Here is a 22,882-nt window from a genome sequence, read left to right on the forward strand (position 1 = left end):
CGCATGTCCAATCGATCCAGCGGCGCCGCCCTCGCCGCGTCGCCCGCCGCCTCGCGCACGATCGGCCGCGTCCGCTATGCGGTCCTCGCGCTGATTTTCGCGGTCACCGTCATCAACTATGCGGACCGCGCCACGATGTCGATCGCCGGCACCGGCGTCGCACACGACCTCGGGCTGACACCCGTGCAGCTCGGCATCGTCTTCTCGGCGTTCGCATGGGCTTATGCGATCGGCCAGATTCCGGGCGGCTGGCTGCTCGACCGCTTCGGCGCGCGGCGCGTGTATGGCCTGAGCCTGCTGCTGTGGTCGGTATTCACGATGCTGCAGGGCACGGTTGGCGGGTTCGCCGTGCAGGGCGCAGCCGCGACGCTCGCGCTGTTCGTCATGCGCTTCATGCTCGGCCTCGTCGAATCGCCCGCCTTCCCGGCCAATTCGCGGATCGTCGCGTGCTGGTTTCCGACCGCCGAGCGCGGCACCGCGTCGGCACTGTTCAATTCCGCTCAGTACATGGCCGTCGTGCTGTTCACGCCCGCGATGGCCTGGCTCACGCATGCGCTCGGCTGGGAACACGTGTTCCTGTGGATGGGGCTGCTCGGCATCGCGCTCGCCGCGCTGTGGTTCGCCTGGTATCGCGAGCCGCACGGCCACCCGCGCGTCACCGATGCGGAGCGCGACTACCTGCGCGCACACGGCGCGCTCGTCGATCTCGAGGCGAACCGCGTGCGCCAACGGCCGCGCGTGTCGTGGCACGATGTGTCGCAACTGTTCCGCCACCGGAACCTGTGGGCGATCTATATCGGCCAGTACTGCATCACGGCGCTCACCTACTTCTTCATCACGTGGTTCCCGATCTACCTGATCAAGGGGCGCGGGATGACGATCATGGAAGCCGGCTGGGTCGCCGCGCTGCCGGCGATTTGCGGGTTCACGGGCGGCGTGCTCGGTGGCGTGCTGTCGGACTGGCTGATCCGGCGCGGCATGCATCCGTCTAAGGCGCGCAAGACGCCGTTCGTCGCGGGCATGGCGATGGCGACGCTGCTCGTGCTCGCGAACGGCGCCTCGTCGAACGCGGTCGTGATCGCACTGATGACGATCGCGTTCTTCGGCAAGGGGCTCGCGGCGGTCGGCTGGGCCGTGCTCGCCGACACGGCGCCGGAAGGCATGGTCGGATTGAGCGGCGGCGTGTTCAACGGTCTCGGCAACATCGCCGGCATCGTCACGCCGCTCGTGATCGGCTACTTCGTGGCCAGCACGGGTTCGTTCGCCGGTGCGTTGTGGTTCGTCGCCGCGCACGGGCTGATCGGCATTGCCGCGTATGCATGGCTCGCCGGCCGCTTCGAGCGGATTCGCATCGTGCCGGCCGCATGAACGCCGCGGCGGCGCGAAGGCGCGCCGTCACGCGCGCTTGCGGCCGCCCGGTGTCTGCTCGATCGTCAGCCGGTCGAGTTCGCGCAGGTCGTGTTCCAGCGCAGGCGTGAGCGTCGTGCGCAGGTGGTCGAGGAACGTGCGGATCTTCGCATCGAGATAGCGACGCGTCGCATAGACGGCATACACGCTCACCGTCTGCAGCCGGTACTCGGGCAGCACGCGGATCAGCCGCCCTTCGCGGATGTCGTCGAGCACCGTGTACAGCGCAACGCACGCGATCCCGCGCCCGGCACGCACCGCGACGCACAGCGCGTCCGGCACGTTGACCTGGAACGGCGCCGGCTGCAGTTCGTAGACGGTTTCCTCGCCGTCGCTGCGCTCGAGCCGCCATTCGCTGGCCGGCGAGGCAGGCGTGTCCAGACGCAGGCACACGTGGTTCGGCAATTCGTCGGGCGTCTGCGGCGTGCCGTGCCGCGCCAGGTATTCGCGCGACGCGACGAGCACGCTGCAGCTCGTGCCGCAGGTCTGCGCGACGTAACCCGAATCGGGCAGTTGCGACGCCGTCACGATCGACACGTCGTAGCCCTCCTCGACGAGATTCGGCATCCGCTGCGCGAGCGTCAGCTCGACCGACACGTCGGGGTTGTCCTCCTGGTAGCGGACGATCGACGACACGACGTGACTCTGCCCGAGCCCCGTCATCGCATGAAGTCGCATCTTCCCGCTCGGCCGGAGCAACGCGTTGCGCGCCTCCGCGTTCGCGTAGTCGATTTCCGCGAGGATCGATTTCGCGCGCTCGAAATAGCGCTCGCCGCTTTCGGTCAGGCCGAGGTGGCGCGTCGTGCGATGCAGCAGGCGCGTCTGTACGTGCGCTTCGAGGTTCGAGACCGCGCGCGACACCTGCGCGGTGGTCGCGTCGATTTCCTTCGCGACCGCAGTAAAACTGCCGGCTTCGACAACGCGCACGAACAGGCGCATGTTTTCGAGCATGTCCATTGGATTGGCTTGGGGAGAGTCGGTGGGGAGGCGTCGGCGGCGCTCGCGTCAGGTGGGGAACGGAACGCAGCCGCGAACCACGTCGAATCGATCACCGAGCCGGGGGACAGGCAGGAGAGCGGGCATCGCGGACGTGGTTCTGGCATGACGGGGGATTCAGTGGCCCGAATTGTACGCCGCTGCAGACAATTTTGCGCGCGTGCCCGGCCTCCAGGCTTTCATCCGATGAAAGGTTCTGGAAAGACTCACGCGTCGTGCGCATGCAACGCGTTGATGCGATGCGACAATTTGTATCACAACACGATATAATCGCGTTTTTGTCGCCGCACGCCCCGCGCCGTCATTTTTACCGCTTACCCGTCCATGTCGTCAGGCTCCTCTCCGTCGCGCCGCACGTTGCAGCAATGGCTGCACAGCTTCATTCCCCATCCGATGTCGCTTGGCTGGCGCGAACGCCTGCGCTCGTGCACGGGCGCGCTCGTCGGGATCGCGACGGTCGGCGTCACGATGCGGCTGCTGCCCGGCGTGCCGGGCCTCGTGCCGCTGCTCGTCGCGCCAATGGGGGCCTCGGCCGTGCTGCTGTTCGCGGTGCCGGCGAGCCCGCTCGCACAGCCGTGGTCGATCATCGGCGGCAATCTCGTCGCGGCGACGGTCGGCGTGGCCTGCGCGCAATGGATCGCCGATCCGATCACGGCCGCCGCGGTCGCGATCGCGTGCGCGATCGGCGGCATGTTCGTGCTGCGCTGCGTGCATCCGCCATCGGGCGCCGTCGCGCTCACGGCCGTGGTCGGCGGCCCGGCGATCCATTCGCTCGGCTTCAGTTTCGTGCTGGAGCCGATCGCGCTGCAATCGGCGATCCTGCTGTCGGCCGCGCTCGCGTATCACGCACTGACCGGGCACCGCTACCCGCACGGCGGCGTGCGCCCCGAAGCGAAGCCGCAGGCGGGCGGCGCGGCACCGGCGCGCGGCGGCTTCACGCGCAGCGACCTCGACGCAGTACTGAAGCGCCGCAGCGAATGGCTCGACGTCGATCCGGACGATCTCGAATCGCTGCTGCGCGAAACCGAGATGCAGGCGTATACGCGCACCTTCGGCCAACTCACGTGCGCCGACCTGATGACGAAGAATGCGATCGAGGTCGCGCCGTCGACCTCGGTAACGGCCGCGCTGACGCTGCTCGACCGCCACCGCGTGAAGGCGCTGCCGGTGGTCGACGGCGAAGGCCGCCTGGCCGGCATCGTCACGCGCGCCGACCTCACGCGCCAGCTGCGCCGTCCGACTCCGCTGTGGCAACGCCTGTCCGCGCGGCTGCCGCAGTCGCTCGGCGGTCAGCCCGCGAGCGTCGCCACCGTGATGACGCGCGACGTCGCGTGCGTGCCGGAAACGATGCCGATCACCGCGCTCGTGCCGCTGTTCACGCATTCGGGCCACCACCACATTCCGGTCGTCGATGCGTCGCGCCGGCTCGTCGGGATCATTACGCAGACGGATCTCGTGACGGGGCTTTATCGGCAGACCAAAATGCTCGAGGCCGCGTAACGCGCGTCATGCACCGTAACGGCTGACACAACGCGGAATGCATTCATTCCGCCCAAGCTCGGCCATTTATATCATGTTGTGATATATTTTGCGCTACCGAAACAGACTGACCGACCGACCCCGATGAACGATACCCGACGCGCGCTGGCGAAAAGCGATTTCCAGCAATTGTCCGAGTTCCGCTACCAGATGCGCTGCTTCGAGCGCTTCTCCGAACGCGCCGCGCAAAGCGAAGGCGTGACGCCGCTGCAATACCTGCTGCTGCTGCACATCAAGGGCTATCCGCATCGCGAATGGGCAACCATCGGCGAAATCGCGGAACGCCTGCAGGCGCAGCACCACGGCGTCGTCGCGCTGGTCACGCGCTGCGAAGCGCTCGGGCTCGTGAAGCGCAAACCGAGCGAAGCCGATCGCCGCCAGGTCGAGGTCCACCTCGAGCAAGCCGGCGAGACGCTGCTCGCCCGTCTCGCAGCCATGCATCGCGCCGAGCTGAAGTCGCTCAAGGACGCGTTCCAGGTTCCCCAGATCGATTACTGACCCTTGCTCTTTCCACTCCGATGAACGCACCACACAAACGCGATTTTTCGACCAACGAACGCCTGCCCAGGATCGCGTTGCTTGCCGCCGGGATCGGCCTGCTCAGCACGCTCGCCGCGTTCGTGCTGTTGAGCCTGATCCACCTGTTCACGAACCTGTTCTTCTTCCAGCAGTTCTCGTTCGCCGACCGCTCTCCGGCAAACAACACGCTCGGCGCATGGGTGATCGTGATTCCGGTGATCGGCGGGCTGATCGTCGGGTTGATGGCGCGCTTCGGCTCGGAGAAGATCCGCGGCCACGGCATTCCCGAAGCGATCGAGGCAATCCTGTTCGGCAAGAGCCGCATGTCGCCGAAGGTCGCGATCCTCAAGCCGCTGTCGTCCGGCGTCGTGATCGGCAGCGGCGGCCCGTTCGGCGCCGAAGGCCCGATCATCATGACGGGCGGCGCGCTCGGCTCGCTGATCGCGCAATGCGTGCACGTGACCGCCGCCGAGCGCAAGACGCTGCTCGTCGCCGGTGCGGCCGCCGGCATGACGGCCGTGTTCGGCACACCGGTCGCAGCCGTGCTGCTCGCGGTCGAGCTGCTGCTGTTCGAATGGCGGCCGCGCAGTTTCCTGCCGGTCGCGCTTGCCTGTGCGGTAGCCGGGTTCGCACGCGCGGTGTTCTTCGGCGTCGATCCGCTGTTTCCGCTGACGACGGCCGCGCCGACGCCGGTCGCGCTGCTGTCGTGCATCGTCGCGGGCCTGCTGTCGGGCATGCTCGCATGCGGCCTGTCGGCGGCGCTCTACCGCGTCGAGGACACCTTCGCGAAGCTGCCCGTGCACTGGATGTGGTGGCCTGCGCTCGGCGCGATCGTGATCGGCATCGGCGGCTGGCTCGAGCCGCGCGCGCTCGGCGTCGGCTACGACGTGATCGGCGACCTGCTGCATCAGCACATCGCATTGAAGATCGCGCTCGCGCTGCTGATCGTGAAGGCCGTGATGTGGGTGATCGCGCTCGGTTCGGGCACGTCGGGCGGTGTGCTCGCCCCGTTGCTGATGCTCGGCGCCGGCCTCGGCACCGTGCTGTCGCCGATGCTGCCTGGCGGCGATCCGGCGCTCTGGCCGCTCGTGTGCATGGCCGCGACGCTCGGCGCGACGCTCGGCGCCCCGCTCACCGCGATCGTGTTCGCATTCGGCCTCACGCACGACGCCAACGCGCTGTTGCCGCTGCTCGCGGCGACGCTCGTCGCGCACGGCTTCGCGACCGTCGTGATGAAGCGTTCGATCATGACCGAGAAAATCGCCCGCCGCGGCTATCACATCTATCGCGAATATGGCGTCGATCCGCTCGAGCGCCATGACATCGGCGAAGTGATGACGTCGGCCGACGTGCTCGTCGCGATCGACGGCGCCGCGACGCTCGATACCGTCGAGTCGCAGTACTTCGGCGCGAAGCAGACGCATCGCGCGTACCCGGTCGTGCAGAACGGCCGCCTGCTCGGTCTCGTCGATCGCGCGACGCTCGATGCGCAGCGCGCGCAGGCAGGCGCCGACGCGCCGATCTCCGGCGCATTCGCCAACCGCGCGCCGTCCGTCGCACTCGCACACGAAACGTGCCGCGTCGTCGCATCGCGCCTCGCGATGCTGGGCCTCGAACGCCTGCCGGTCGTCGACAACGAGCAATCGCTGCGCATCACCGGCATCGTGTCGCGCAGCGACCTGATCAAGCCCGCACTCCAGCACTTCGACGACGAACACAAGCGCGAGCGCTTCCGCCCGATCGTCCCGGCCAACCTGCGCGACGCAGGCACCCGCAAGGCCGGCTGACGCCACCCGCGTGCGCGGCACCCCGGCCGCGCACCGCTTGCTCATCCCGCCTCACCTCGCTGCACGATGCGGCGCGCCCGTCGCGCGCCGCATCGCATGCGGTCGCGTCCCGTGTTTAAAGTTGGTTAACAATTCGACCGACGAAAGTTTGTCATCATGGCTGCCATGCGACGGGGCCATCAATCAGCCATTCCACTTCGCCATCAAATAAAGAGCCGCGGCACGGCATGCACACCCATGCCGTTTGCCGCGGCCGTCACGACACCACACGACCGGGCAGCGCGCCGACCGAGCAACGCATGACGTCGAGCCGCATACGACGCATGCCGCATCGCAGCAACGCTGCACAGCACCTGAGCCGCCATTTGGCAAGCGCGTTAACAACTTGTTTCGGAATAGCCGGAACCGTGCGTGCCCGATGCAATCTCACTAGCACGCAGTACTGCTGCGCATCCCACTCAATCAATCACGACTCGAGGGAGATAACGTGAACGCGAAATACTTACCGCTCATCGCATTGACCGTGGCATTTTCTGCTCACGCAGCCGATTCTGCCCTGCAGAACGTGGGACAAAGCCAAAAGCCCGCCGACCAGGTGGCGCAGTGCATCGCCAAGACGTGGGCCGACAAGTCGCAACAACAGGTGACGTCGCAGTACGAACTGGCGAACGGCCTCGCAATGGCCGTCTATGCGCCGGGCCAGCAGCCGCCTAACGGCGCTGCCGCCGTGGTGCGCCCGGCCAATGCCGGCAACGCGAAGACCTGGGTCGGTTTCCGCGGCGGCGATGCCTCGTCGGCCGGCGACATCAACGCCTGCCTGTAACGAGAACAGGCGCTCCGGATGGCCTTGCGCCATCCGCTTGTGACAAGCCCCGCTTCGGCGGGGCTTTTCTTTTGCTGCCGCCTGCGCTTACAGGTAGCTGCAGACGTAATCGAGCGTCTCGAGCACTTCGATGTCGAAGCGGCTCTTGCCCGGCACCGAAAACGACTCGCCGGCGCCGTAGGTCTGCCATTCGCTGCTGCCGTCGAGCTTCACGCGGCACTTGCCGGCCTGCACTTCCATCAATTCGGGAGCGTCCGTGCCGAAGTTGAGCGCGCACGGCAGGATCACGCCGAGCGTCTTGCGCGTGCCGTCCGGGAAGAGCACGGTATGCGACACGCACTTGCCGTCGAAATAGACGTTCGCGCGCTTGACGACCGATACGTTGTCGAATTGGGTTGCACTGGTCATGTGATGCCTCTGATTGCTGGATGCTGGATGGCGATAGTTGTCGGCGGCCGGCCGGAGCGGCTGGCCGGCCGATATCATACCGGCTCGCGCGACGCGTGCCGGAACGGCACGCCGCCGGCCGCGTGCCGAGCGCCAAACAATCAGGATGACTATGCGATCGCCGGCGAGCGGCGGCTCAGCGCAATCCCTTGCGGCGCGCAGAATCGCGCAGGCAGTCGAGCAGCATCGCCGCGGCCGGCGTCAGCGGGCTGTCGCGGCGCGTGACGACCTGCACCGAGACGCCCGGCAGGCGCTCGCGGATCGGCAGCACCGCGAGCTGGTCGCGCGCCCACTCGCCCTGCAGCAATTGCTCGGGCATCGATGCGATCAGGTCGCAACCGGTCATCAGGCTGTGCGCGAGCCCGAAGCTCGGGCATTCGACGACACGCGCCGGCACCGGCAGCCCGTACGCAACGAATGAATTGAACAGCACTTGGGTGGAGCTTTCCGGCGACGGATTCATCAGCCAGTCGGCGTCGACGAGATCGGCGAGCGACGTGGCCGACGCGAGCGGATGCCCCTTGCGCGCGACGATCAGCGAGCGGCTCGCGTAAAGCTCCGCGTGATCGAACTCGGCTGCCAGCAGCTCGGGCACGACGACGGCCACCGCGAAATCGAGCGAGCCGTCGTGCAGGCGCGGCAGCGCGACGCCCGGAAACCCTTCGATCAGGTTGACGCGCGCCACCGGGAAGCGGCGCCGGAACGCACGGAACGCGTCGGGCAGGATCGTCACCGCTGCCGCCGGCGTGATCGCCGCCGCGACGGAACCCGTCATCGCGCCCTGCGCCTGCTCGATATCGTCGCGGGCGCGCTGCATTTCGGCGACGATCAGCCGCGCGCGCACCTGCAATTGCTGGCCGAACGCAGTGAGCTGCACGCCGCGCGCGGTGCGCACGACGAGCGATACGCCGAGCGCGATCTCCAGCTCCTTGACCGCCTTCGTCAACGCCGCCGGCGACACGTTCAGGCGCCGCGCGGCCGCGCGGATGCTCCCTTCTTCGGCAACGGTGACGAACGCTTTCAGCTGATGGTATTTCATGGCGGCAACGCGTGATCCGTGGAAACCCTGTGCGTCGCGACGTGTGCCGCATCAGGGTATTCCCGAGCGGCAACCGATGGTGTGCACCAAAGCAATTTATCAGCTTCTGGTACGCAAAAGAAATTTATATGCTTGCTCGTCATAGGTGCGTCAAACGCCCCATCGCCCCCACAGGAGACACCATGCCGCAAGCCGTGAACCCCGTCATCCCCGGTATCGCCGCGATCGCCCCCGAGCTGGTCGAGGTACGCCGCCGCATCCACGCTCATCCCGAGCTTGCGTTCGAAGAAACGCTCACCAGCGATCTCGTCGCCGAGCTGCTCGCCGGCTGGGGTTACGAAGTGCATCGCGGCATCGGCAAGACGGGTGTCGTCGGCGTGCTGCGCGAAGGGCAAGGCACGCGCACGGTCGGCCTGCGCGCCGACATGGACGCGTTGCCGCTCGCGGAAGCCACGGGCCTGCCGTACGCGAGCCGCCATGCGAACAAGATGCATGCATGCGGTCACGACGGCCACACCGCGATGCTGCTGTGCGCGGCGCGCCACCTCGCGGCGACGCGCCAGTTCTCCGGCACGCTGAACCTGATTTTCCAGCCGGCCGAGGAAAACTTCGGCGGCGCGAAGGCGATGATGGACGACGGCCTGTTCGACCGCTTCCCGTGCGACGCGATCTTCGCGATCCACAACATGCCGGGCCGCGCGGCCGGCGACATGGCGTTCCGCACCGGCGCCGCGATGGCGTCGGCCGACCGCGTGACGATCACGCTGCGCGGCGTCGGCGGTCACGGCGCGATGCCGCATTTCGCGCGCGATCCGATGTCGGCAGCGGGCAGCATCATGGTCGCGCTGCAGACGATCGTCGCGCGCGAGGTCGATGCGCAGCATGCGGCCGTGATCACGGTCGGCAGCGTGCAGGCCGGCGAGACGTTCAACATCATTCCCGAAACCGTCGTGATGAAGCTGTCGGTGCGCGCGCTGAACGCCGACGTGCGCGCGCTGCTCGCACGCCGCATCGAAGCACTCGCGAAAGGCCAGGCGGAAAGCTTCGGCATCACCGCGGAAGTCGACTACGACTACGGCTACCCGGTGCTCGTCAATCACGCGGAACCGACCGCATTCGCGGCCGACATCGCGCGCCAGATGCTCGGCGCCGACCGTGTCGAAACCGACGCCGCGCCGCTGATGGGCAGCGAGGATTTCGCGTTCATGCTCGAAGCCCGCCCCGGCTGCTACGCGTTCATCGGCAACGGGATCGGCAGCAAGGGCGGCTGCATGGTGCACAACCCCGGCTACGACTTCAACGACGACATTCTCGCGATCGGCGCGAGCTACTGGGTTCGCGTCGCCGAAGCCTGGCTCGCGGCCTGACGGCCCTTCACCACGCAGTTTCGCGCTTACCGGGGGAACCCCATGGAAACGTCCGCCCTTCCGTTCACCGGCACGCCGGTCGATGCCCGCGCCGCCGCCAAGAAACGCCGGCTGATTGCGGCCGCCGCCGTCGGCAACGCGCTCGAGTTCTACGACTTCACGGTCTACAGCTTCTTCGCGATCCTGATCGGCAAGCTGTTCTTTCCCGTGCATTCGTCGTTCGGGCAGCTGATGCTCGCGGTCGCGAGCTTCGGCGTCGGCTTCGTCACGCGTCCGCTCGGCGGGCTCGTGATCGGCATGTATGCCGACCGTGCCGGCCGCAAGAAGGCGATGATCCTCACGCTGCTGCTGATGGCGCTCGGCACGGCAGCGATCGCGGTCGCGCCGACCTTCGCGCAGATCGGCATTGCCGCACCGATGCTGCTCGTGCTCGCCCGCCTGCTGCAGGGGTTCGCGTCGGGCGGCGAAGTCGGCGCGTCGACGACGCTGCTGCTCGAACAGGCGCCGCAGCACCGTCGCGGTTTCTACGCATCGTTCCAGTTCTCGAGCCAGGGGCTCGCCGCGCTCGCGGGCGCGCTGACCGGCGTCGCGCTGACGTCGACGCTGACTGCCGCGCAGCTCGAAAGCTGGGGCTGGCGCGTGCCGTTCATCATCGGCACGCTGTTCGTGCCGATCGGTTACTGGCTGCGCCGCACCGTCGAGGAAGTGCCGGCTACCGCACCGGCGGCCGCGCACGACGAGCCGGTCGCATCGCTGCCGCTCGCCGACGTGCTGCGCCATCACGGCAAGGCCGTGTTCGCGGGGCTCGGCGTAACGATCGGCGGCACGTCGATCCACTACATCATCGTGTTCTACATGGCGATTTACGGCGTGCAGGTGCTGCACCTGCCGACCTGGCTGTCGATGACGGCCGGCTGCGTCGCCGGTGCGATCCTGATGCTCGTGACGCCGATCGGCGGCCACCTGTCCGACGTGTACGGTCGCAACCGGATCGTCTGGTGGACACGCATCGTGCTGATGGTCGCGATCTACCCGGCGTTCATCGCGCTGAATCGCTGGCCGGGTGCCGCATCGCTGCTGTCGATCATCGCCGCGCTGTCGATCGTGCACGCGATCAACATCGGCGCGACGGGCGCGATGCTCGGCGAACTGTTCCCGCGTGCGGTGCGCGCGACCGGCGGCGCGCTCGTGTACAGCGTCGGCGTCGCGATCTTCGGCGGCTTCGCGCAGTTCTTCGTCACGTGGCTGATCGCCGCGACCGGCAATGCGAATGCGCCCGCGTGGTATGCGATCGGCTGCGGCGCGATGACGCTGCTCGCGATTCGCTGCATGGATGAAAAAGCCGGGAAGGCGCTCGACTGAGCGGTGAGCGATGTGGCCGCGCGCCGCAAACGAAAAAAGGCACGGGTGCGACCACCCGTGCCTTTTGCGTATCTGGCGTTGCCCCGCTCAGAACGTATGCATCATCCCCACATACGCACCCGTCTGCGACTCACCCGCGAGCGGGCTCGTGCCCGACGTCGCATCGCGCGGCGTCGCCAGCAGCGAGAAGTTCGAGTTGCCACCGTTGCGCACATACGCCACCGTGCCGTACAGGAACGTGCGCTTCGACAGGTTGTACGTGGTGCCGAGCACGTACATCATCGCGTGGCCCGACGGATCGTGCGACGCATCGCTGCCGCCGTCGCCCACCTTCACGTAATAGCCGCCGGCCGTCACGGCCCATTGCGGATTCGCCGCATAGGTCGCGCCGAGCCAGTACTGATCGGCGCGATCGGCGACGCCGGCCGGACTGTCCGGCGCCTGGTAGTGCGTATACGCGCCCTGGATCTTGAACTTCGACACCTTCACGTTCGCCCCGACGAAGTACTCGCGCGACGCCGTGAAGATGTTGCTGAACTTGCCGTTGTTGTCGCGCAGTTCGTCGTACATGCCACGCACGTCGAACACCGGCGAGTGGTACGAGATCATGATCCCGTCCGAGCGGCCGAAATCGTCAGCCGCACCGTAGTTGAAGCCGCGCGACTGGTTGCCGAACGCATACTGCGCCTGCACGTCGAAGCCACCGATCACCGGGCTGTGGTATTCGATGTTGTTGCTGCTCTGCTGCCAGTTGCGGCCGCGCACGAGCGACGCGGACGAAAACGCCTGCTGCACGAACGGATCGAATTCCCACACGCCGTCGCTGTCGATGAACAGGTTGCGGCCGGCCTGCAGTTGGCCCCACGTGTCGCTCTTCAGCCCGACATACGCGCGCCGCGACCACATGCGCCCGCCGCCCGTCGTGCCGTTCATCACCTGGAACGCGGTTTCCAGGTTGAAGACGGTCGACAGCCCGCCGCCGAGATCCTCGAAGCCCTTCAGGCCGAACATGCTTGTACCCCAGTCGCCGCCTTCCGCGCTCCAGCGCGACTTGCTGCCGTTCGGCGTCGCGATGTGGTTCAGGTATTCGATGCCGCCGTCGATCCGGCCGTACAGCATCACACTCGTCTGTGCAAAAGCAGCCGCCGGTGTGGCAGCCGCGATCAGCCATGCGAAATGTTTAAGTCGCAAAATGATGCCCCCTCGGAGTCTCGACCTTCCCGCGCGCGCCCCATGCGCGCGCCCAGGGTCTGTTTATCCGCGATCGATCGAATATCGACCGGGGCCCGCTGCGCACAGTGCAAGCAGGCCGCCCGCGATCGCGATGTTCTTGTAGAAATGAATCATGTTGTCGATCTGCTCGCCGCCCGTCATCGTCCAGTAGTGGTGACCGATGATGCCGGTGCCGATCGTATAAAGCGCAAGCAACAGCGCAAGCGGGCGCGTCTGGAAACCAACGAGGATCGCGATCCCGGCGAACAGCTCCATCACGACGGAGATCGCGGCGGAGATGATCGGCGCGGGCGCGCCTTCCGAACCCATGAACGCGATCGTACCGGAGAAGTCGACGATCTTCTTCCAGCCGAACATCACGAACAGGATCACGAGCAGGATCCGGGACAGCAGCAGCAGCACATCGCGCTGGGACGCGAGAAACGGTTGATTCGGTGTCATGGTCTCGATCAACGAAATCGATGCGCGGCCTACGCGCACCGGATTGCCAACGAACCAGGACGGGCGGCCGCCTGCGCCGCCCGCCCCGCTCTGCAACAACCGGCATCGGGCCCGCCCGATGTGCTGTGCGCCTCCTCTGGGTTGTCGCCCTGCTTTGTCGCGCGCCGCATCAGCGCAGCTTCGCGACGTCCTGCTCGGTCACCTTCGCGGCCGGGTTGCCGAACTGCCCGGTCAGGTAGTTCGTCAGCGCGGCGATCTGCGCATCCGACAGCTCGTGGCGGAACGCCGGCATCCCGACGTCCTCGCTGCCGGCCTTGCGCTGCACGCCGTTCAGGATCACCTGCACGAGGTTGGTCGGATTCGGTGCGCCGACCGCCGAGTTGTGGAACAGCGGCGGGTAATAACCGTCCGGCGTGCCCTTGCCCTGCATCTGGTGGCAGGTCGCGCAGTTGCCGAGGTACAGCCGTGCCGGATCGATGCCCGACGACGCGAGCGCGACGCCACGCAGCTTCAGGCCGTCCTCGGCCGGCTTGCCCCACGACGAGCGCGACTGCTTCGCGTCGCCGCTGGCCACCGCCGGCACCGTGCGGATGTACGTCGAGATCGCGCCGATGTCGGCTTCCGTCATCTTCGAGAAGCTGTGCTCGATCGCCTCGGCCATCGGGCCGGCCGCCTGCGCGAGGCCCGGCACGCTGCCGGTGCGCAGGTACTGGACGAGCTGCTGCTGCGTCCAGCCGCCGATCCCCGCGTTCGGGTCGGACGTGATGTTGTAGCCGTCCCAGCCCGCGAGCACCGAACCCGACAGGAAGCTGCCGCCGGTTTCATCCAGCGACTTCTCCTGCATCGCGATGCCGCGCGGCGTGTGGCACGTGCTGCAGTGCGCGAGGCCCTGCACCAGATACGCACCGCGGTTCCACTCGGCACTCTGCGCCGGCTTCGGCTGGTACACGCCGTCCTTCAGGAACAGCCAGTTCCAGATCTTCAGCGGCCAGCGCATGCTCAGCAGCGCGGGGATCTCGTTCTTCGGCGGCGCCTGCTTGACCGGTTCGACGCCGTGCATGAAGTACGCGTACAGCGCCTGCACGTCGTCGTCGTTGATCTTCGCGTACGACACGTACGGCATCGCCGGGTACAGGTTGTCGCCGTTCTTCGAGACGCCGTGACGCACCGCGCGCTCGAAGTCGTCGAAGGTCCAGTTGCCGATACCGGTATCGGGATCGGGCGTGATGTTGCTCGTATAGATCTTGCCGAGCATCGGCACCGGCATGCCGAGACCGCCCGCGAACGGCTTGCCGCCCTTCGCGGTATGGCACGCCATGCAGTCGCCCGCGATCGCGAGGTATTCGCCGCGCTTGACCTGCGCAGGATCGGCCGAATCGGCCGCGCGGACGAGCCCCGGCAGCGCGAGGCAGCCGGCGAGGAGGAAGGTGAGAGTAGATTTCCGCACGGTCAGACTTCCTTCTTCAGCGTGTCCGACATCCGCAGCGCAAGCGCCGCGATCGTCAGCGTCACGTTCACCGTACCGACGGTCGGCATCGTCGAGCTGCTCGAGATGAACAGGTTCGGATGGTCGAACGTGCGGCAGTCCTTGTCGACGACCGAGTCGCGTGCATCCGCGCCCATGATCGTCGCGCCCGTGATGTGGTTGTTCGGCGCGAACTCGTCGTTGAAGACGACTTCGGTGCCGCCGAGCACCTTCGCGGCCGTCGCGTAGACCTCGCGCGTGTGCACGGCGCCGCGCTTCACGTAATCGTCGATCGCATACGTGATCTCGGGGCGCGGGATGCCGACCGCGTCGGTGGCCGTCTTGCTCGGCACGATGCGGTTCTCGGGCTGCGGCAGGATTTCGTGGAAGCAGTCGAACTGCACGTAGCGCGCGGAACGGTCGCGGATCTGCGCGTCGAGCTCCGCGGGCTTCATCAGCTTGCCGCCCTTGAAGATCTTCTGCGTTTCCTGATTGATCCGCGACATGTTCGACAGGTGGATCTTCTTCGCGGCTTCGGTCGCGCGGAACGGGCCGTCGCGGAAACCGATCAGCGACGTCATTTCCTGCGGGCCGCGGCCCGGCCACAGCTTCTCGTTCGCATAGAACGACACGCCAGTGCCCGGATGGTCCATCAGGTTGCGGCCGACCATGTCGGAGCTGTTCGCGACGCCGTTCGGGAAATCGCGGTTCGCGGACATCAGCAGGATCTTCGGCGTCTCGATGCCGTTCGCGGCGATCACGAAGTACTTGCCCTCGACGCGATGGTCGGCGCCCGTCTTGTCCTTGTAGATCGCTGCGACGATGCGCTTGTCCGGCCCGGTCTCCAGCTTGTAGACGACCGCGCTGTCGATCAGCTTCGCGCCGGCCTGCTCGGCCTTCTCGACGTGCACGATGCCGTTGTACATCGCGCCGATCGGGCAGATCGGCATGCAGTTGTTGTTCCCGCAACAGGTGGGCCGGCCGTCGTACGGGCGGCTGTTGCGCGCGACGGGCTCGGTCACCACGTGGAACTTCGGGTCATAGCCGTTGAGCGCGCTCTTGATCGTCTGCTCGTTGAACGACAACGGCAGCGGCGGCATCGGGTACGGCTCCTTGCGCGGCGAGTACAGGTCTTCCTCGGGGCCCGGGCCCCACACGCCGAGTTCTTCCTCGGCGCGCTGGTAGTAATGCTCGATGTCGTCGTACTGGATCGGCCAGTCGCGGCCGACGCCGTACACCGTCTTCATCTTGAAGTCGTTCGGGATGAAGCGCCACGCCGACGCAGCCCAGTGCCACGTCGTGCCGCCCACCGCGCGGATGTACTGCGAGTTGAACTTGTGCTCGCCCTTCAGGATCAGGTAATCGTTCGGCGGGCCGTATTCCGGATGCGGCGCCCATGCGCTCGACGGGTACGGCGCCATGAAATCGGTCTTGTCGACCTGATTGCGAAAGCGCTCGACGATTTCCCAGCGCGGCATGCGCGGGCCGGCTTCCAGCAGGATCACGGACTTCCCGGCCATCGCGAGCTGGTGGGCAACGATCGCGCCTGCGACACCCGATCCGACAACCACGACGTCGGCTTTTTGCGTATCGGTATCGGCCATCAGGCTTGCCTCTCGATCGGTTTTTCGGCCCAGAAGCCGGGTTTGTTGGGGCAATACGAAGGAATCACGAGCGTATCGGATACGACGCTGAACATTAATGCTTCTTCGTAGGTAATCACGACGTTATCGACAATGCCGAGATACCACGCTTCAAGAATCTTCAGCGCGAGTGCTTCCTGATCGGGATTCAGCGAACCGGACGCGAGTGCGCCGGCGAGTTGCGGCAGGCTGTCGGCCGTCTTGAACGAGCCCTTCTGCAAGGCCTGCAGGAAGCGTTCGCCGAGCACGCGGCTCAGCCCCTTCTTGCCGGTCAATGCTTCGGAGAGCGTCATGAACGTATCGAGCGGCGCAGTGCCGGGATCGTCAGCCAGGGCCCGCAACGCCAGCGAGCCGGTGAGGCCCGCCGCCGTCAGCGCCAGTGCGCCCTGCAGCCATTGACGCCGCGTGATGCCGCTTGCGGCTGCGTCGCTTTCACGACGCGAGTGGGGAGTGTTGTCGTTGTGCATGTTTCCTTCTCTCGAACACCGGATTCGGGAAAACCACGCTTGATATTTCTCAAACATTGGCGCGGACCTGAAATGTACGCGCACAAATCGGATCGAACAATCTTTTTATAGTCCATTAAATGTTCCGCAATCCGAGACAATCGACATTTCGCTGCATTTTTGTGTCGTTGACGCGACAAATCTGCGGCACCGGCACCAGTGTCGCATGCCGGCGACAGACTGCGTGCCGCGATGCGCGTGCATGACCGTCGGTTAGAATCGCGTGCAATCAAACAGAAAGCTTCCCTCCGAGGGCAATCGAGCGATGAAGCAGCACGACAAGCACAACAAAGAAACGCATCAACCCGGCCACACCACCCGGCTGCTCTGGCGCATCGGCGCCGTCGCGCTGCTCGGCGGCGCCGCGGCGCTGTCGCTGCATGCGGGCGCTGCGCGCACGGTGAGCGTGTCGCCGCAAGGCACCGTCACCGAAGTCCGGCAGAGCGTCGTCAAGTTCGACGAGCCGATGGTCGCGTTCGGCTCGGCCTCCGCGCCGAATCCCGCGCGCGTGACCTGTAACGACTCGACGGCCGCGCGCGGCCAGGGTCACTGGCTCGACGACAAGACCTGGGTTTACGATTTCGAAAACGACCTGCCGCCCGGCGTTCGCTGCTCGGTCGCGCTCAACGACACGTTGCGCTCGGTCGCCGGCAATGCGGCGAGCGGCCCGCGCCGCTTCACGTTCCAGACGGGCGGCCCGTTCCCGGTGTCCGTACGCCCCGGCTCGCGCGAGATCGAGGAACGCCAGGTCTTCGTGATGAAACTGAACGGCCCGGCCGAGCCGCGCTCGGCGCTCGCGAACATCTGGTGCGAAGCGGCCGGCATCGGCAACCGCATTCCCGTCACGGCGGCCGACGACGTTACGCGCAACGCCCTGCTCGATCATTTCGGGCTGAAGAAGGAAGCCGCGCGCGTGCTGACGCTGTCATGCTCGCAGGCACTGCCGGCGAGCGCGAAGATGCAGCTCGTGTACGGCAAGGGCGTGGCGAGCCCGAGCGGCATCGCGAACGAAACCGAACGCCGCTTCGACTTCACCGTGCGCGCACCGTTCGCCGCGAGCTTCTCGTGCGAACGCGAGAACGCGAAGGCGCCCTGCACGCCGCTCCGTCCGCTCACGCTGTCGTTCAACGCGCCGATCTCGCGCAAGAACGCCGAAGCGATCAAGCTGCGCGGCCCCGATGGCTCGTTGAACCCGACTTTCGCGGCCGACGATCACAGCGAGGAAGTGACGACCGTCACGTTCAACCCGCCGCTGCCCGCGCAGGCCGCCCTGACGATCGAACTGCCGTCGGGCCTGCGCGACGTGACCGACCGTGCGCTGTCGAACGCCGACCTGTTCCCGCTCGCGACGCGCACCGCGCCGATGCCGCCGCTCGCGAAATTCTCGTCGGGCACGTTCGGGATCGTCGAGCGCTTCGCCGAACCCGATACGCCCGCGCTCGTGCCCGTCACGCTGCGCAACGTCGAGGCCGACCTGCATATCGCGGGCCTCAACGCGGGCGGTGCGCAATTTGCCAACCTGAAGGTCGAGAACGACACGGCAATTCGTCAGTGGATACGCACGGTCGACCGCTTCGACAACTGGTCGATGACGGCCGGCTCGATCGACAGCCAGATTCCCGGCCTGCTCGACCGCAAGGGCCAGCACCCGGTCTTCGTGCCGCTCGAGGCCGGAGAAAAGCAACCCGCGCCGAAGAACCGCCGCATCGACGTGCGCTCGCTGTCGCTGCTCAAGGGCGAGCCCGGCGCGCAGACGCTGACGCTGCCGAAGGCCGATCCGAAGACGCTGCGCCCGTTCGAAGTGGTCGGCGTGCCGATCGACAAGCCCGGCTTCTACGTGCTCGAACTCGCGTCGCCCGCGCTCGGCCGCTCGCTGCTCGCGAAGCCGTCGAGCATGTACGTGCGCACCACCGTGCTCGTCACGAACCTCGGCGTGCACCTGAAACAGGGCCGCGAGAACAACCTCGTATGGGTCACGACGCTCGACAAGGGCAAGCCGGTGCCGAACGCGCAGATCCGCGTGTCGGACTGCAACGGCGATGAAATCGCGTCCGGCAAGACCGACGCGCAGGGCCTGCTGAAGATCGACGGGCCGTTCGAGCCGAAGCGCGCGTGCAGTTCGTCGGAGCAGCGCTTCGACGACTACTTCGTGTCGGCACGGGTCGACGATCCGAAGACCGGCCCCGACATGGCGTTCGTCAGCTCGGGCTGGAACCGCGGGATCGAATCGTGGCGCTTCAACGTGCCCACCGACACCGACAGCGCGCCGACCGTGCGCGCCCACACGGTGTTCGACCGCACGCTGCTGCGCGCGGGCGAAACCGTGTCGATGAAGCATTTCATCCGCACCGAAACGCTGCAGAGCCTCGCGTTCCCGTCGCAATACCCGACGCGCGTGACGATCCGCCATCTCGGCACGGGCCAGACGTACAAGCTGCCGCTCACGTGGGCGGCCGACCATAGCGCGGACACGCAGTTCACGCTGCCGGCCGCCGCGAAGCTCGGCGAATACAGCGTCGAACTCGAAGGCGGCCCGGAAGATGCACCGACCGCCACCTACTACAGCGGCAGCTTCCGCGTCGAGGCGTTCCGCCTGCCGGTGCTGAAAGGCTCGATCGGTGCGCGCGACGCGCAGAAGAGCCCGCTCGTCGCGGTGAAGGAAGCGCCGCTCGCGGTGCAGATCGACTACGTGTCGGGCGGCGGCGCATCGAACCTGCCCGTGCAGGTATCGGCGCTGATGAAGTGGGCGTCACCGCCGTTCGCGGATCGCTTCGAGGATTTCAGCTTCACGCCGTATCGTCCCGACGCGAGCGACGGCAACGCCGACGACGATTCGCAGGACGGTGACAACACGTCGTCGTCTTCGAACAACGACCCCGATGCGACGAAGCTGATCGCCGACAAGCTGCCGCTGACGCTTGACCGCAACGGCGCGGGCTCGGTCACGCTCAAGGGCCTGCCGGATGTCGACGCGCCGAAGCGCATCGCGCTCGAAGCGACGTTCGCGGATCCGAACGGCGAAGTGCAGACGATCCGCGGCGACACGATCCTGTGGCCGGCCGCGGTAGTGGCCGGCATCAAGGCGGGCCGCTGGGTGTCGGTAGGCCAGCGCGTGCCGGTTCAGGCGCTGGCGGTCGACCTGCAGGGCAAGCCGCGCGCCTCCGTGCCGATCGAAATCAAGGGTGTCGCACACATCACGACGTCGTCGCGCAAGCGGATGGTCGGCGGCTTCTATGCGTACGACAACAAGAGCGACACGCGCGACCTCGGCGTGCTGTGCTCGGGCAAGACCGACGACAAGGGCCGCATGGCCTGCGACGCGACGCTCGAACAGGCCGGCAACGTGCAACTGATCGCGGTCGCGAAGGACGGCGACGGGCGCACGTCGAACGCGTCGACGTCGGTGTGGGTCACGCGTGAAGACGAACTCTGGTTCGGCGGCGACAACACCGACCGGATCGACGTGATTCCGGAGAAGACTTCGTACGAACCGGGCGAAACGGCCCGCTTCCAGGTGCGGATGCCGTTCCGCTATGCCACCGCGCTCGTCGCGGTCGAACGCGGTGGCGTGATGGAAACGCACATCGTCGAACTGAACGGCAAGAACCCGACCGTCGACCTGAAGGTCGGCGAATCGTGGGGGCCGAACGTCTACGTGTCGGTGCTCGCGCTGCGCGGCCGGATCCGCGAGGTGCCGTGGTACTCGTTCTTCACGTGGGGCTGGAAAGCACCGGTCGAATGGGCGCGCGCATTCTGGCGCGAAGGCCGCCACTATGAAGCGCCGACCGCATTCGTCGACCTGTCGAAGCCCGCGTTCCGCTACGGCCTCGGCGAAATCAAGGTCGGCACGGGCGTCCACCGACTCGGCGTGACCGTGACGACCGACGCGACGCGCTACACGGTGCGCAGCAAGGCGCAGGCGCACGTGAAGGTCACGCTGCCGAACGGCCAGCCCGCACCGGCCGGCACGCAAATCGCCGTCGCGGCCGTCGATGAAGCGCTGCTCGAACTGATGCCGAACAACAGCTGGGACCTGCTCGACGCGATGCTGCGCCGGCGCGCGTACGGCGTCGAGACGGCCACCGCGCAGATGGAAATCGTCGGCCGACGCCACTTCGGCCGCAAGGCCGTGCCGGCCGGCGGCGGGGGCGGCAGCGCGCCGACGCGCGAGCTGTTCGACACGCTGTTGCTGTGGAACCCGCGCGTGACGCTCGACGCGAACGGCAGCGCGACCGTCGAGGTGCCGCTGAACGACGCGCTCACGCGCTTCCGGATCGTCGCGATCGCGGCGGTCGGCCCCGACCGTTTCGGCACGGGCAGCACGTCGATCCGCAGCACGCAGGATCTGCAGCTGATCTCCGGCCTGCCGCCGCTCGTGCGCGAAGGCGACGCGTTCCGCGCGCAGGTCACGCTGCGCAACACGACCGACCGCGCGATGCAGGTCGTCGTGACGCCGCGCGTGACGGGCCTCGAGGTCGCACCGCAAACCGTGTCGCTGGCAGCCAATACGGCGACCGAGGTCGCGTGGACGATCACCGTGCCCGAGCAGGCGCTCGACGCGGCCGGTGCGCTGAACTGGCGCATCGAAGCGGCCGAGCAAGGCGGCAAGCGCGCGTCCGACGCGCTGGCGGTCGCGCAGAAGGTCGTGCCCGCGCTGCCGGTGACCGTGCAGCAGGCGACGCTCGCACAGGTCGACGGCACGCTGACGGTGCCCGTGTCGGCCCCGGCCGGCGCCGTGAACAACGCGCAGGGTTCGCCGCGCGGCGGCATCGCCGTGTCGATGCAGTCGAAGCTCGCCGACGGCCTGCCCGGCGTCCGGCGCTGGTTCGAGCGCTATCCGTACCGCTGTCTCGAACAGCAGACGTCGCGCGCAATCGGGCTGCGCGATCCCGCCCAATGGCAGGCGCTGATCGCCCGCATGCCCGTCTACCTCGACAGCGACGGACTCGCGAGCTACTTCCCGCCGTCGTCCGACGATTCGCACCACGGCAGCCCGACGCTGTCGTCGTACCTGCTCGTGGTGTCCGACGAAGCCAGCCGCCTCGATCCGCGCTTCGCGCTGCCGGAAGACCTGCGCACCCAGCTCGAAGCCGGGCTCGCGCGCTTCGTCGACGGCCGCATCGAGCGCAACGCATGGGCGCCGCGCCAGGACCGCGATCTGCGCAAGCTGGCCGCCATCGAGGCGCTGTCGCGCTTCGGCGCCGCACAGGGCCGCATGCTCGGCTCGATCGAGATCGCGCCGAACCAGTGGCCGACGTCGGCGGTGATCGACTATCACGCGATCCTGACGCGCGTGAAGGACATCCCGCAACGCGACGAGAAACGCGCACAGGTCGAACAGATCCTGCGCGCGCGCCTCACGTACCAGGGCACGCAGCTCGTGTTCTCGACCGCGCGCGACGACGACCTGTGGTGGCTGATGACCAGCAACGAGACCAACGCCGCGCGTCTCGCGCTGGAATTCGCGGGCGACCCGGCATGGAAGGACGAGATGCCGCGCGTGACGGCCGGCCTGCTCGCGCTGCAACGCCAGGGCGCGTGGCAGACGACGACGTCGAATGCGCTTGGCCTGCTCGCGATCGAGCGCTTCTCGCGTGCCTACGAGAGCGCGCCGGTCGCCGGCGCAACGAAGATCGCGCTGGGCGGCGACGAGCGCTCGATCTCGTGGTCGCAGGCGCAGGCGCCGGCCGACACGCCGGCATCGGCCACGGCCGCCACCCGCGCCGCCGCCGCACGCAGCGTGCTGCTGCCGTGGCCGCGTGCATCGCAAGCGCCGGCCACGCTGTCCGTCACGCAGGACGGCACGGGCCGCCCGTGGGCGACGGTCGAGAGCCTCGCGGCGGTGCCACTGCGTTCGCCGTTCGCGGCCGGCTACCGGATCACGAAGACCGTCACGCCGGTGTCGCCTGCCGTCAAGGGCGTGCTGACGCGCGGCGACGTCGTGCGCGTGCATTTGGACATCGATGCGCAAAGCGACATGACGTGGGTCGCCGTCAACGATCCGATCCCGGCCGGCGCGACGATCTTGGGCTCGGGCCTCGGCCGCGATTCCGAAGCGGCGACGCAGGGCGAGAAGACGCCGGACGGCGCATGGCCGGCGTTCATCGAGCGCGATTTCGACGGCTACCGCGCGTACTACGACTATCTGCCGAAGGGCAAATTCTCGGTCGAGTACACGGTGCGGCTGAACAACGTCGGCACGTTCGGGCTGCCGCCGACGCGCGTCGAGGCGCTGTACGCGCCGTCCGTGTACGGCCTGTGGCCGAACCCGCCGATGACCGTGAAGGCGGCCGACGCGAGCAAGTAAC

General features: G+C 67.2%; 16 protein-coding genes. 8 read left to right on the forward strand and 8 right to left on the reverse strand.

Annotated features, from left to right (window positions below):
• Positions 1-3 precede the first annotated feature (3 nt).
• On the forward strand, positions 4-1,368 hold the full coding sequence (locus OHZ10_RS27910; RefSeq protein WP_059240335.1) for an MFS transporter: 1,365 nt from the start codon (positions 4-6) through the stop codon (positions 1,366-1,368).
• Between the two features lie 27 nt (positions 1,369-1,395).
• Here OHZ10_RS27910 and OHZ10_RS27915 read toward each other — a convergent pair whose 3' ends face one another.
• Positions 1,396-2,364: a LysR family transcriptional regulator gene (locus tag OHZ10_RS27915; RefSeq protein WP_059240333.1), complete on the reverse strand. Its 969-nt coding sequence runs from the start codon at positions 2,362-2,364 to the stop codon at positions 1,396-1,398.
• Between the two features lie 363 nt (positions 2,365-2,727).
• On the opposite strand from OHZ10_RS27915, the gene OHZ10_RS27920 reads away from it, so the two are divergent.
• From OHZ10_RS27920 to OHZ10_RS27935, 4 genes are all read left to right on the forward strand, one after another.
• A complete protein-coding gene (locus tag OHZ10_RS27920; RefSeq protein WP_256086282.1) occupies positions 2,728-3,903 on the forward strand; it encodes an HPP family protein in 1,176 nt (391 codons plus the stop codon).
• Between the two features lie 123 nt (positions 3,904-4,026).
• A complete protein-coding gene (locus OHZ10_RS27925) occupies positions 4,027-4,440 on the forward strand; it encodes a MarR family winged helix-turn-helix transcriptional regulator (protein WP_059240329.1) in 414 nt (137 codons plus the stop codon).
• Between the two features lie 20 nt (positions 4,441-4,460).
• Complete coding sequence (locus OHZ10_RS27930; RefSeq protein WP_059240327.1) at positions 4,461-6,248, forward strand: chloride channel protein; 1,788 nt, start codon at positions 4,461-4,463, stop codon at positions 6,246-6,248.
• 487 nt (positions 6,249-6,735) lie between these two features.
• Positions 6,736-7,071: a hypothetical protein gene (locus OHZ10_RS27935; RefSeq protein WP_059240325.1), complete on the forward strand. Its 336-nt coding sequence runs from the start codon at positions 6,736-6,738 to the stop codon at positions 7,069-7,071.
• A gap of 87 nt (positions 7,072-7,158) precedes the next feature.
• Here OHZ10_RS27935 and OHZ10_RS27940 read toward each other — a convergent pair whose 3' ends face one another.
• Together OHZ10_RS27940 and OHZ10_RS27945 are read right to left on the reverse strand one after the other, a co-directional pair.
• Positions 7,159-7,479, reverse strand: coding sequence for a pyrimidine/purine nucleoside phosphorylase (locus OHZ10_RS27940; RefSeq protein ID WP_006478890.1), 321 nt, complete (start codon positions 7,477-7,479; stop codon positions 7,159-7,161).
• Positions 7,480-7,654: 175 nt separating this feature from the next.
• Positions 7,655-8,557, reverse strand: a complete 903-nt coding sequence (locus OHZ10_RS27945) for a LysR substrate-binding domain-containing protein (RefSeq protein ID WP_059240323.1) — start codon at positions 8,555-8,557, stop codon at positions 7,655-7,657.
• Positions 8,558-8,739: 182 nt separating this feature from the next.
• Between OHZ10_RS27945 and OHZ10_RS27950 the strand changes: the two genes are divergently transcribed.
• Positions 8,740-9,924, forward strand: a complete 1,185-nt coding sequence (locus OHZ10_RS27950; protein WP_059240321.1) for a M20 aminoacylase family protein — start codon at positions 8,740-8,742, stop codon at positions 9,922-9,924.
• A 42-nt stretch (positions 9,925-9,966) separates the two neighbouring features.
• On the forward strand, positions 9,967-11,286 hold the full coding sequence (locus tag OHZ10_RS27955) for an MFS transporter (RefSeq protein ID WP_059240319.1): 1,320 nt from the start codon (positions 9,967-9,969) through the stop codon (positions 11,284-11,286).
• A gap of 87 nt (positions 11,287-11,373) precedes the next feature.
• On the opposite strand, the gene OHZ10_RS27960 is transcribed toward OHZ10_RS27955, so the two are convergent.
• From OHZ10_RS27960 to OHZ10_RS27980, 5 genes are all read right to left on the reverse strand, one after another.
• Positions 11,374-12,477 (reverse strand): porin, encoded by a 1,104-nt coding sequence (locus OHZ10_RS27960; RefSeq protein WP_342705017.1) that lies wholly within the window; start codon positions 12,475-12,477, stop codon positions 11,374-11,376.
• 63 nt (positions 12,478-12,540) lie between these two features.
• Positions 12,541-12,960, reverse strand: a complete 420-nt coding sequence (locus OHZ10_RS27965) for a DoxX family protein (RefSeq protein WP_059240972.1) — start codon at positions 12,958-12,960, stop codon at positions 12,541-12,543.
• 169 nt (positions 12,961-13,129) lie between these two features.
• Positions 13,130-14,407 (reverse strand): cytochrome c, encoded by a 1,278-nt coding sequence (locus tag OHZ10_RS27970; protein ID WP_059240315.1) that lies wholly within the window; start codon positions 14,405-14,407, stop codon positions 13,130-13,132.
• Between the two features lie 2 nt (positions 14,408-14,409).
• Complete coding sequence (locus OHZ10_RS27975) at positions 14,410-16,029, reverse strand: GMC family oxidoreductase (protein WP_059240313.1); 1,620 nt, start codon at positions 16,027-16,029, stop codon at positions 14,410-14,412.
• Complete coding sequence (locus OHZ10_RS27980) at positions 16,029-16,535, reverse strand: sugar dehydrogenase complex small subunit (RefSeq protein ID WP_034187895.1); 507 nt, start codon at positions 16,533-16,535, stop codon at positions 16,029-16,031. Before OHZ10_RS27980 ends, OHZ10_RS27975 begins: the two co-directional genes overlap by 1 nt.
• Positions 16,536-16,839: 304 nt before the next feature.
• Between OHZ10_RS27980 and OHZ10_RS27985 the strand changes: the two genes are divergently transcribed.
• Entirely contained in the window at positions 16,840-22,881 is a 6,042-nt protein-coding gene (locus OHZ10_RS27985; RefSeq protein ID WP_342705018.1) for an alpha-2-macroglobulin family protein, read from the forward strand.
• The last annotated feature ends 1 nt before the right edge of the window (position 22,882 follow it).

The sequence above is a fragment of the Burkholderia arboris genome (genome assembly GCF_038723655.1).
Classification (GTDB): domain Bacteria; phylum Pseudomonadota; class Gammaproteobacteria; order Burkholderiales; family Burkholderiaceae; genus Burkholderia; species Burkholderia arboris.

Excerpts from the sequence above, each read along its gene's own strand:
- OHZ10_RS27930 (WP_059240327.1), top strand. The coding sequence starts at position 4,461 with ATGAACGCACCACACAAACGCGATTTTTCGACCAACGAACGCCTGCCC.
- OHZ10_RS27910 (WP_059240335.1), top strand. The coding sequence starts at position 4 with ATGTCCAATCGATCCAGCGGCGCCGCCCTCGCCGCGTCGCCCGCCGCC.
- OHZ10_RS27980 (WP_034187895.1), bottom strand. The coding sequence starts at position 16,535 with ATGCACAACGACAACACTCCCCACTCGCGTCGTGAAAGCGACGCAGCC.
- OHZ10_RS27920 (WP_256086282.1), top strand. The coding sequence starts at position 2,728 with ATGTCGTCAGGCTCCTCTCCGTCGCGCCGCACGTTGCAGCAATGGCTG.
- OHZ10_RS27925 (WP_059240329.1), top strand. The coding sequence starts at position 4,027 with ATGAACGATACCCGACGCGCGCTGGCGAAAAGCGATTTCCAGCAATTG.
- OHZ10_RS27915 (WP_059240333.1), bottom strand. The coding sequence starts at position 2,364 with ATGGACATGCTCGAAAACATGCGCCTGTTCGTGCGCGTTGTCGAAGCC.
- OHZ10_RS27940 (WP_006478890.1), bottom strand. The coding sequence starts at position 7,479 with ATGACCAGTGCAACCCAATTCGACAACGTATCGGTCGTCAAGCGCGCG.
- OHZ10_RS27975 (WP_059240313.1), bottom strand. The coding sequence starts at position 16,029 with ATGGCCGATACCGATACGCAAAAAGCCGACGTCGTGGTTGTCGGATCG.
- OHZ10_RS27950 (WP_059240321.1), top strand. The coding sequence starts at position 8,740 with ATGCCGCAAGCCGTGAACCCCGTCATCCCCGGTATCGCCGCGATCGCC.
- OHZ10_RS27985 (WP_342705018.1), top strand. The coding sequence starts at position 16,840 with ATGAAGCAGCACGACAAGCACAACAAAGAAACGCATCAACCCGGCCAC.
- OHZ10_RS27945 (WP_059240323.1), bottom strand. The coding sequence starts at position 8,557 with ATGAAATACCATCAGCTGAAAGCGTTCGTCACCGTTGCCGAAGAAGGG.
- OHZ10_RS27955 (WP_059240319.1), top strand. The coding sequence starts at position 9,967 with ATGGAAACGTCCGCCCTTCCGTTCACCGGCACGCCGGTCGATGCCCGC.
- OHZ10_RS27965 (WP_059240972.1), bottom strand. The coding sequence starts at position 12,960 with ATGACACCGAATCAACCGTTTCTCGCGTCCCAGCGCGATGTGCTGCTG.